This window comes from Streptomyces virginiae, from assembly GCF_000720455.1.
Lineage (GTDB): Bacteria > Actinomycetota > Actinomycetes > Streptomycetales > Streptomycetaceae > Streptomyces > Streptomyces virginiae.
This window is the reverse complement of the sequence record NZ_JOAK01000060.1, coordinates 1-9,592: the sequence shown is the minus strand read 5'-3', so window position 1 is coordinate 9,592 and position 9,592 is coordinate 1. Positions and strand designations below refer to the sequence as shown.

General features: G+C 71.8%; 10 protein-coding genes. 2 read left to right on the top strand and 8 right to left on the bottom strand.

Annotation, left to right across the window (positions count from 1 at the left end):
- Window positions 1-402: 402 nt before the first annotated feature.
- Window positions 403-1,410 carry a stage II sporulation protein M gene (locus IG86_RS0137460; protein ID WP_030902915.1) on the bottom strand — a complete coding sequence of 336 codons (1,008 nt, stop codon included), beginning with the start codon at window positions 1,408-1,410 and terminating at the stop codon, window positions 403-405.
- Between the two features lie 109 nt (window positions 1,411-1,519).
- Between IG86_RS0137460 and IG86_RS0137455 the strand changes: the two genes are divergently transcribed.
- Window positions 1,520-2,431: an RDD family protein gene (locus tag IG86_RS0137455; protein ID WP_030902910.1), complete on the top strand. Its 912-nt coding sequence runs from the start codon at window positions 1,520-1,522 to the stop codon at window positions 2,429-2,431.
- A gap of 4 nt (window positions 2,432-2,435) precedes the next feature.
- On the opposite strand, the gene IG86_RS0137450 is transcribed toward IG86_RS0137455, so the two are convergent.
- Complete coding sequence (locus tag IG86_RS0137450; protein WP_030834142.1) at window positions 2,436-3,056, bottom strand: hypothetical protein; 621 nt, start codon at window positions 3,054-3,056, stop codon at window positions 2,436-2,438.
- A 101-nt stretch (window positions 3,057-3,157) separates the two neighbouring features.
- Entirely contained in the window at window positions 3,158-4,594 is a 1,437-nt protein-coding gene (gene ahcY, locus IG86_RS0137445) for an adenosylhomocysteinase (RefSeq protein WP_030834139.1), read from the bottom strand.
- Between the two features lie 305 nt (window positions 4,595-4,899).
- Here ahcY and lepB point away from each other — a divergent pair, with 305 nt between their 5' ends.
- Window positions 4,900-5,586, top strand: coding sequence for a signal peptidase I (lepB, locus tag IG86_RS0137440; protein WP_078848677.1), 687 nt, complete (start codon window positions 4,900-4,902; stop codon window positions 5,584-5,586).
- Window positions 5,587-5,654: 68 nt separating this feature from the next.
- Here lepB and IG86_RS0137435 read toward each other — a convergent pair whose 3' ends face one another.
- From IG86_RS0137435 to IG86_RS41985, 5 genes are all read right to left on the bottom strand, one after another.
- On the bottom strand, window positions 5,655-6,578 hold the full coding sequence (locus tag IG86_RS0137435) for a cation diffusion facilitator family transporter (RefSeq protein WP_030834136.1): 924 nt from the start codon (window positions 6,576-6,578) through the stop codon (window positions 5,655-5,657).
- Between the two features lie 72 nt (window positions 6,579-6,650).
- Window positions 6,651-7,811: a mannose-6-phosphate isomerase, class I gene (gene manA / locus IG86_RS0137430; RefSeq protein ID WP_030834135.1), complete on the bottom strand. Its 1,161-nt coding sequence runs from the start codon at window positions 7,809-7,811 to the stop codon at window positions 6,651-6,653.
- 40 nt (window positions 7,812-7,851) lie between these two features.
- Window positions 7,852-8,985, bottom strand: a complete 1,134-nt coding sequence (locus IG86_RS0137425) for an SIS domain-containing protein (RefSeq protein ID WP_030834133.1) — start codon at window positions 8,983-8,985, stop codon at window positions 7,852-7,854.
- A 93-nt stretch (window positions 8,986-9,078) separates the two neighbouring features.
- Entirely contained in the window at window positions 9,079-9,261 is a 183-nt protein-coding gene (locus IG86_RS0137420; protein ID WP_030834131.1) for a Trm112 family protein, read from the bottom strand.
- A gap of 201 nt (window positions 9,262-9,462) precedes the next feature.
- The coding region (locus tag IG86_RS41985) for a hypothetical protein (protein ID WP_157854966.1) at window positions 9,463-9,592 on the bottom strand (130 nt) is incomplete at its 5' end.

The window sequence follows — 9,592 nt, the reverse complement described above, 5'->3', positions numbered from 1 at the left end:
AGGAACGGACGCTTCCTTTGTACTCACCCTCAGCAACATCGGCTGGGGCTTTCCTCCGGGCTTTCGTTCTGCTGTCTTGCGTTTCCGACTCTATCAGACGCTTTCGTGTCCGATTTCCTCGGCGCTTTCCAGGTTTTCGCTTTCGCGTTTCCCTTTCCGGCGGTTCCGACTCTATCAGAGGTTTTCCACCGGATTTCTCCGGCCTCGAATTCCTGAAATGAGGAGTCGGACGTACCCCGATCGGATCTTGATGTCCATGTGGGGTGAGAAAGACTTTAAACCATCACTGCCGAACTTGTCCAGTTCGAGGCAACCGTTCGAATCTACCTCCCCGCTCGTTCCGTGTCAACGGCGTTTGCGGGACGACGAGGAGACTAGCAGCTCAGCAGGCTTGTACGCACATCAGGCCGCGGTCGGGAGCGTTGCCGTCCGGTCCGCCTCCTCCACGTCGCCGAGCTCGCCGGCTCGGGAGGCCCTGCCGCCCAGGACGAAGACGTAGATCAGGAAGGCGGCCTCGGCGACGACGCCGATCGTGATGCGTGCCCAGGTGGGGAGGCCGGAAGGGGTGACGAAGCCTTCGATCAGGCCGGAGACGAACAGGACCACCGCGAGGCCGATGGCCATGCCGAGGGCGGCGCGGCCCTGTTCGGCGAGGGCCGTGCGCCGGGTCCGGGGCCCCGGGTCGATGACCGTCCAGCCCAGGCGCAGACCCGTACCCGCCGCCACGAAGACGGCCGTCAGTTCGAGCAGGCCGTGCGGGAGGATCAGGCCCAGGAAGACGTCGAGCCGGCCGGCGGACGCCATCAGGCCGAGGCCGACCCCGAGGTTGGCCATGTTCAGGAAGAGGATCCACAGCACCGGGATCCCCAGGAAGACGCCCAGGACCAGGCACATCGCGGCCGCCTGGGCGTTGTTCGTCCACACCTGGGCGGCGAAGGAGCCCGCGGGGTTGCTGGAGTAGTACGTCTCGTACTCACCGCCCGGCTTCGTCAGCTCTTTCAGCTGCTCCGGGGCGGCGATGGCGCCCTGGACCTCGGGGTGCGTCGCTATCCACCAGCCGATGAGCACGCCGAGCGCCGTGGAGAGCAGGGCCGTCGGTATCCACCAGCGGCGGCTGCGGTAGACCGCGGCCGGGAAGCCGACGGTGAAGAAGAGGGCGGCGTCGCGCCAGCCCGCGCGGCGGGTGCCCGTGACCGTGGCGCGGGCCCGCGCCACCAGCTGGGTCAGCCGCCCCGTGAGCATGGGGTCGGGGGCGCTGGACTGGACGAGGGAGAGGTGGGTCGAGGTGCGCTGGTAGAGCGCGACGAGTTCGTCGGCCTCCTCGCCCGTCAGCTTGCGGCCACGGCCCAGGAGCTGCTCCAGGCGGTCCCATTCCGCGCGGTGTGCCGTGACGAAGACGTCGAGATCCATCCGGTGCGCTCCCCTGCCCAGGTCCCCTGGCCGCTGCCTATTCCTAGTGTGGTCAGCTTGGCAGACTGGATGCCGTAGGGGCGGAGCAGGTCACATGAGAGGTGCTGCGGTGAGCGATCTGGTGACGGGGGACGCGGTCGTCCTCGGGCTGCGGCCGGCGAGGCTGCCGAGCCGGGCGCTGGCGATCCTCCTGGACCTGGCCGTCTACGTCACCGTCTACGTCCTCCTCACGATCGGGCTGACCCTCGCGACCGCCTCGCTGGACCCGGCCGCGCAGGCCGCCATCGGGGTGGCGGGCTTCCTGCTGCTGCTGGTCGGCATTCCGATCGGGGTGGAGACCCTGTCCCACGGGCGCTCCCTGGGCAAGCTCGCGTGCGGGCTGCGGGTGGTGCGCGACGACGGCGGGCCGATCCGGTTCCGCCACGCGCTGGTGCGCGGGGCCCTCGGGGTCGTGGAGCTGCTGCTGACCTTCGGCACGGTGGCGGCCATCGCCTCGCTGGTGTCGGCGCGCGGGCGGCGGCTCGGGGACGTCTTCGCGGGGACCCTGGTGGTCCGGGAGCGGGTGCCGGGGGCCCGGGTGATGCCGGTGCCGCCACCGCCGCCGTGGCTGGCCGGGCGGTTCACCCAGCTGGACCTGTCGGCCGTGCCGGACGGGCTGTGGCTGGCGATCCGCCAGTACCTGACCCGCATGAACCAGCTGGATCCGCAGGTGGGGGCGGCGATGGCGGCGCGGCTCGCGGACGATCTCGTGGCGCGTACGGGGGCGCCGCCGCCGGCGGGGGTGCCGGCGGCGGCCTTCCTGATGGCCGTGGTCCACGAGCGTCAGTCGCGCGATGCCGCCCGGGCCTTCCGCGCCGCGGCCGCGGCGTCTCCCGTTGCGCCCGTCCCGTCCGTGTACGTCGCCCCCACCGCCCCGACGCCCGTGCCGCCCCCGTACGTCGCCCCGGTGCCCGTGGCGCCCACCGCGCCCGCGGCACCCGCGGAGGTTCCGCGCGCCGGCGGGTTCGCTCCGCCGGCCTGAGGGGTCACTGGTCCTCGAAGGCCGAGGGCGGTGTCTCCAGGTGTTCCAGTTCGATGCCGGGGGCCGAGAGGACCACGTCGCCGGCGATGTGGACCGTGTGCACCTCGCCCGTGTCCAGGGCGGTGACCCGGTACTCGTCCACCAGGAGCGGGCCGCTGTCCGTGGGGTGCTCCTCGCGGGCCACCAGCGCCCAGGCCTGGTCGACCGTGCGCGGGGCCAGGACCGGGTCGGTGAGGGCGAGCAGCCGGACGCGGGTGGCGGGGGCGCCGGGGGTCGGGCGCAGCAGGCGGGACGTGGCGATGAGGAAGGCCGGGGAGGTGCCGGTGAAGCCGGGGGCGGCGATGTTGCCCTCGGTGGCCTCGGTGCCGGTCGGGTCGGTGCGGACCCAGGTGACCCCGTCGAGGGCGGCTCCGCGGACCTGCCAGCTCGCGGCGTTGACCTCCAGGCGGATGGGGCGGCCGAGTTCGTCGATCGCCAGGTCCACGGATCCCCGGTGGTCGCCGTCCGGGGCGGTGAGCTGGGAGACGTAGCGCCAGCCGGAGGGCCCGGGGGCGCAGTGGAAGTGCTCCTCGCCGAGGGGGGTGTGGTCGTGCGGGTCGTGGAGCGAGTAGCGGCCGCGGGGCATGGTGCGCACTCTTCTTCGGATCGGAGGGGGAGACGGGGCAGGCCCCCGGCACGTGTGCCGGGGGCCTGCTTCAGGTACGTCCGCGGTTGATCGGGTGGTGATCAGTAGCGGTAGTGGTCCGGCTTGTACGGGCCCTCGACCTTGACGCCGATGTAGGCGGCCTGCTCGGGGCGGAGGGTGGTGAGCTTGACGCCGAGGGCGTCGAGGTGGAGGCGGGCGACCTTCTCGTCGAGGTGCTTGGGGAGCACGTAGACGTCGGTCGGGTACTCCTCCGGCTTCGTGAAGAGCTCGATCTGGGCCAGGGTCTGGTCCGCGAAGGAGTTCGACATGACGAAGGACGGGTGGCCGGTCGCGTTGCCGAGGTTCAGCAGGCGGCCCTCGGAGAGCACGATCAGGACCTTGCCGTCGGGGAACGTCCAGGTGTGGACCTGGGGCTTGACCTCGTCCTTGACGATGCCGTCGACCTTGGCCAGGCCGGCCATGTCGATCTCGTTGTCGAAGTGGCCGATGTTGCCGACGATCGCCTGGTGCTTCATCTTGGCCATGTCGGCGGCCATGATGATGTCCTTGTTGCCGGTCGTGGTGATGAAGATGTCGGCGGTCTCGACGACGTCGTCCAGCGTGGCGACCTGGTAGCCGTCCATGGCGGCCTGGAGGGCGCAGATCGGGTCGATCTCGGTGACGATGACGCGCGCGCCCTGGCCGCGGAGGGACTCGGCGCAGCCCTTGCCGACGTCGCCGTAGCCGAAGACGACCGCGACCTTGCCGCCGATGAGGACGTCGGTGGCGCGGTTGATGCCGTCGATCAGGGAGTGGCGGCAGCCGTACTTGTTGTCGAACTTCGACTTGGTGACGGCGTCGTTCACGTTGATCGCCGGGAAGAGCAGGTCACCGGCCTGCATCATCTCGTAGAGGCGGTGCACACCGGTGGTGGTCTCCTCGGTCACGCCGCGGATCTCGGACGCGAGCTGCGTCCACTTCTGCGGGTTCTCGCCGAGGGTGCGGTTGAGCAGGGTGAGGATGTGCGCGTACTCCTCGGAGTCCGCGGTGGACGGGTCCGGGGCCTCGCCGGCCTTCTCGAACTCGACGCCCTTGTGGACGAGGAGGGTGGCGTCACCACCGTCGTCGAGGATCATGTTCGGGCCGCCGGTGGGGGTGTTCGGCCAGGTGAGCGCCTGCTCGGTGCACCACCAGTACTCCTCCAGCGTCTCGCCCTTCCAGGCGAAGACCGGGACGCCCTGCGGGTTCTCCGGGGTGCCGTTCGGGCCCACCGCGATGGCGGCGGCAGCGTGGTCCTGGGTGGAGAAGATGTTGCAGGAGGCCCAGCGGACGTCGGCGCCGAGGGCGACGAGGGTCTCGATGAGCACGGCCGTCTGCACGGTCATGTGGAGCGAGCCGGTGATGCGGGCGCCGGCCAGAGGCTGGGCCTCGGCGTATTCACGGCGGATCGACATCAGGCCCGGCATCTCGTGCTCGGCCAGGGTGATCTCCTTGCGGCCGAACGCGGCAAGGGAGAGGTCTGCGACCTTGAAGTCCATGGGTGCTGCTCCTCATGGTTCGAGAGGTGGGTACGGCTGGTCCGTGCGCCGTCCTGGGGACGGGACACCGAGCACAGTCCGTCGGGGGTCCTCTCTCCCCTCGGCCGGTCGCAGGGACCGCCCGACCCGCCATCAGCAGCGACGCCTGACACTGATGACGAATCTACACCGATCGGCGGCGGCGGCCCCAGCGGACGGGGAACTGGCCGGGTTCGGATGGTGGGTCGCCCACCCCACCCGTGGAGGGGTTTCGGCCAGACCGTAGTCTTCCGGCCGTTCGTATCGGCGGGAGGGGTTGGGGATCGATGGCACGCAGGCCTGGGCGGAGACGGGGTATCTGGGCGATCGCCCTGCTGGTGCTGGGCGTCGCGCTGGCCGCCGGACCGTACGCGTACATGTTCGGCCGGTTCGCCCCGGTGAAGCAGTTCGGCGAGAGCATGCTGCCCACGGTCCCGGTCGGGGAAGTGCTCGCGATGGAGAGGAACCCCGGCCAGGTACGCCACGGTGACGTGATCACCTACGACCCGGCCGACTGGGGACTCGACGGCCCGTTCATCGGACGGGTCGTGGCCCTGGGCGGGGACCACATCTCCTACGCGGTGGGCGACCGGACGCTGACCCTCAACGGGAAGCCGCTCGACGAGCCGTACGTGCGCGACGGCGACCCCGGTGCCGGCGGGGTGAGTTTCGCCGTCTCGGTGCCGCAGGGCCGGATGTTCGTACTGGGCGACAACCGCGGCAACTCGGCGGACTCCCGGTTCCACGAGGAGACCCCGGCGGGAACGCTGCCAGTGTCCGCGGTGACCGGGATCGATGCCGGCCTCCACGAGGCGGCCCCGCTGGTGATCGCCCTCGGTCTGATCTCGTTGGCGGGGACCGGACTCCTGCTCGCGGGGCTCGGGCTGGGGATCGCCTCGCTCGTGGCGCGCAGGCGCGGGCCGGCCGAGGTGCAGGGGCCCGTCTGGGGAGCCACTCGGGTGGACGCCCCGTAGCCGTCCCGCACACGCCGAAGGCCCCCGCGGGCTGTTGCTCGCGGGGGCCTTCGGCGTACGTGCGCGGACTACTCGGCGGCCTCGGGACGGTAGATGTCCGGCTCCAGGTAGATCACCCGGGCGATCGGGACCGCCTCGCGGATGCGGGCCTCGGCGGCGTTGATCGCGTCCGCCACCTCGGTCGCGGTGTCGTTGCCCTCGACGGCGATCTTGGCGGCGACCAGCAGCTCCTCGGGGCCGAGGTGCAGGGTGCGCATGTGGATGACGCGGGTGACGACGTCCCCGTCGACGACCGCGGCCTTGATCTTCTCGACCTCTTCGACGCCGGCGGCCTCACCGAGCAGCAGGGACTTGGTCTCCGCGGCCAGGACGATCGCGATGGCGATGAGCAGGATGCCGATGCACAGGGTGCCGATGCCGTCCCAGACGCCGTTGCCGGTCAGCAGGGCGAGGCCGACGCCGGCCAGCGCCAGGACCAGGCCGATGAGCGCGCCGAGGTCCTCCAGCAGCACGACGGGCAGTTCGGGGGCCTTGGCCCGCTTCACGAACTGGGTCCACGACAGCTTGCCGCGGATCTCGTTCGATTCCTTGATGGCGGTGCGGAAGGAGAAGGACTCGGCGATGATCGCGAAGACCAGGACGCCGACCGGCCAGTACCAGGCCTCGATCGGGTGCGGTTCGTGGATCTTCTCGTAGCCCTCGTAGATGGCGAACATGCCACCGACGGTGAAGAGCACGATGGAGACGAGGAAGGCGTAGATGTAGCGCTCGCGCCCGTACCCGAAGGGGTGCTGCGGCGTCGCCTCGCGCTGGGCCTTCTTCCCGCCGAGGAGGAGCAGTCCCTGGTTCCCGGAGTCCGCCACGGAGTGGACGCTTTCCGCGAGCATCGAGGACGAGCCGCTGAAGAGGAACGCCACGAATTTGGCTACAGCGATGGCGAGGTTGGCGGCGAGTGCCGCCACGATCGCCTTGGTACCGCCCGACGCGCTCATGGGTGCAGGGTGTCCTTCCTGGGCCAGTGACTACGGCCGCACATTGTTGCAGCCCCTGGGGCGGACGCCGCGTCAGACCACCACGGTGGCCCGGAAGACCGTTCCGTTTCCGGACAGTTCGACCTTTTCACCCGCCGGCACGAAAGCCGATCCCCCGGGCGAGAGGGCCAGTTCACCGGCCCGTACGGAGCCGGCCGTGCAGAGCAGGATCTGCGGGGCGCCGTCCGCCAGTACCTGGGGGGCGCCACCGGGCGCGAGGAGGAAGCGGGAGAGCCGGAACTCGTCGATGGGGGCCTCGTAGACCTCCTCGCCGCCGTCGCCCTCGGGCCGCATGACGGTCGGGTCGCTCGGCTCGAACTTCACGATCTTCAGCAGCTCGGGCACGTCCACGTGCTTGGGGGTGAGCCCGGCGCGCAGCACGTTGTCCGAGTTGGCCAGCAACTCGACGCCGAGGCCGTCGAAGTAGGCGTGCGGGACCCCCGCGCCGAGGAACAGGGCCTCGCCGGGCTGGAGTCGGACGTGGTTGAGCAGCATGGCCGCGATGACGCCGGGGTCGCCCGGGTACTCGTGGACCAGGGCGGCGTACGTGGCGTACTCGCCGCCCAGGCGCTCGGCGGCGGCCGCGGTCTCGGCGACCGTACGGGCCATCTGCTCGCGGTCCGCGCTCAGTACGGCGGTCAGCACCTCGCGCAGCGCGGCCTCTTCGGGGTGGGCGCGCAGCAGGTCGGCGTACGGCTTGAGGGAGCCCACTCCCAGCCCCTCGAACAGGTCGGCGGACGCCTGCGGGGAGCGGAAGCCGCAGAGCCCGTCGAACGGAGTGATCGCGCAGATCATCTCGGGCTTGTGGTTGGGGTCCTTGTAGTTGCGGTGGGCCGCGTCGATCGGGATTCCGCGCCGCTCCTCGTCCTCGAACCCCGCCTTCGCCTGGGCCAGGTCGGGGTGGACCTGGAGGGACAGCGGGGCGCCGGCGGCGAGGATCTTGAAGAGGAAGGGCAGCCTGGGACCGAACTTGGCCACGGTGGCGGCGCCGAGTTCTCCTTCGGGGTCGGCGGCGATGACCTCCGCGAGCGACCTCTCGCCGGCGCCGCGGTCGACGCGGGACGGGGCGCCCGGGTGGGCGCCCATCCACAGCTCGGCCTGGGGCTCACCGGTGGGTTCGACACCGAGGAGCGTGGGGAGGGCCGTGGTGGATCCCCAGGCGTAGGGGCGGATCGTGTTGGTCAGGCGGTCCATCGTCGTCTTTCCTGGATAGATCCGGGCACGTGCGCGGGTCTCAGCTGTGTCCCCCGGAGGCCAACGCCAGGTAGGCGGTGGCGAAATCCGTGACGGCGAGCAGTTCGGCGAGCTGCTCCAGCTCGGCGCCTTCCTCCGGTTCGAGCTCGCTGATGGCCGTGTCGTGGCTGAGGGCGAGCTCGCGTGCGGCGGGGGCGGCGGTGAGGCCGCCGGCCGGCCGGTCGCGCAGCAGGACGACGCGGGCGCGAAGGGCCTGTGGCTCTTCGACCCGGTCGCGGAAGAAGTCGTCGGGGTCGGCGCCGGCGGCGAAGTCACCGGCGAGCAGGGTGCCGTGGGCGGGCAGGGCCTCGGGGAGCGCGGCGGCCAGCGCGGGGCGGCCGGCGAGCTCGGCGAGGGTGGCGGCGAAGCGGCGGCCCGCGGGCCCGGCGCCGTTGCCCTCGCTCCAGATGAGCGGCAGCGAGTCGGCGAGCTCTGCGGCGAGGGTCTTGGCCGGGTTGGAGTAGGTGGCGATGGCGGGCCCGCAGCGTTCGGCGGTCCGGTCGAGCCGGTCCGCGACGAGCTGGAGGGTGTCGGGGGCCGCGGCGATCAGGCCGAGCTTGTCGAGGAGCAGCAGCAGGGGCGTCAGCAGGGCCCACAGGGCGCCCGGGCCCGCGGCGGCCGACTCGTCGAACTCCTGGTACGGGGCCTTGGCCATCGGCACGAGGAGCCCGTGCGCGCCGTCCACGGCCTCGCTCAGCGGTGAGCGTTCGGGGGCGACGGCGACGACGGTGCAGCCGCGCCGGTAGGCCTGCTCGGTGAGCACGGCGAGTCCGGGCTCGGTGCCGTCGGTGGTGGCCACGAGCAGCAGGTCGACGGACCCGGCCCAGCCGGGCAGGGCCCAGCGCATCGCCCCGGCGGCGTGGGCGACACCGGTGGGATCGAGCCGGATCACCGGCGCGGAGGCGCCCGCGAGGGCGCCGAGCAGGTCGGCGACACCGGTCGCGGCGGTGCCGGGCCCGGCGATCAGGACCGCGCGCGGTCGGCCGTCGGGGCGCAGGGTGGCGATGCCCGCCTCGCTCGCGTGCCGGGCCGCGGTACGGACTCTGGCCCCGGCCTCGGCCGCGCCGCGGAGCAGGCCCCGTCGGTCGACGCGGGCGAGATCGTCCGGTGCGTCGAGGAGCGACTCGTCGAGCATGGCGGCCTCCGGCTGTTGGGTGACGGGAACCTGTCTGCGCGTCTCGCGGTGAGGTGCGGGTGCGGTGTGTGCGGGGGGTACGGTGCCTGCCGGTCAGGCGGGGCGGCGGGCCTCGTCCACGAGGAGGACCGGGATGCCGTCGCGGACCGGGTAGGCGAGGCCGCAGTCCTGGCCGGTGCAGAGCAGCTCGGGGTTCTCGTCGGCCGACTTGTCCTCGAGCGGTGCGTGGCAGGCGGGGCAGGCGAGGATCTGCAGGAGGCCGGCTTCGAGCGGCATGGGGTGGGTTCCCTTCGGGGATGCGGGTGGGGCGTGGTCAGCGTACCCCTGGGGCTCCGCCGGTGCGGCCTGGGGCGGGCGGGGGTGGGACCCGTGCGCCGGGACCTCTCGGCCCGGCGCACGGGAACCCCGGCTGCGCCGGGGTTCGTGGGGCTCCGCCCCACACCCCGCGCCTCGAACGCCGACGGGGCTGGAATTCGGTCAGGCGCGGATGAGGTTCAGGGCTTCGTCGCGGACACGGGCCAGGGTGTCCGCGTCACGGGCCTCGACGTTCAGACGCAGCAGCGGCTCGGTGTTCGACGCACGCACGTTGAACCACCAGTCCTCACCC